This window comes from Pseudoalteromonas sp. MER144-MNA-CIBAN-0113 (assembly GCF_040308965.1).
In the GTDB taxonomy this organism is placed as follows: Bacteria; Pseudomonadota; Gammaproteobacteria; order Enterobacterales; family Alteromonadaceae; genus Pseudoalteromonas; species Pseudoalteromonas tetraodonis.
The window spans coordinates 1-267 of sequence record NZ_JBEOOG010000383.1 but is presented as its reverse complement, the minus strand read 5'-3'; the positions used below and the strand labels follow the sequence as shown (position 1 = coordinate 267).

Annotated in this window: 1 pseudogene; it reads left to right on the top strand. The window is 34.1% G+C overall.

Features of this window, described 5'->3' with window-relative positions:
• Positions 1 to 267: pseudogene (locus AAEY57_RS20150) on the top strand (type II secretion system F family protein); the annotation flags it as partial.

Genomic DNA, 267 nt, shown 5'->3' with positions numbered 1-267 from the left:
CTAGTAGCTCATGGTTTTTAGCTAAATTATATTACCCAGAGGCATCAACCAGCGCGTTTATTATTTCAATCGTGGTTTTTGTAACCTGTTTTATAACTGTGATTGACTTGGCTCATTATAAATTAGCAAAATTTGAGCATCATTTTTTAGAATTTATTGAAACCGTACAATCGTGTTTAAGCACAGGGTTATCGCTACAGCAATCAATGCAGTTTGCTGATGAACATGCAGACCCATATATAAAAAAACAAAGCACCTTACTAATAC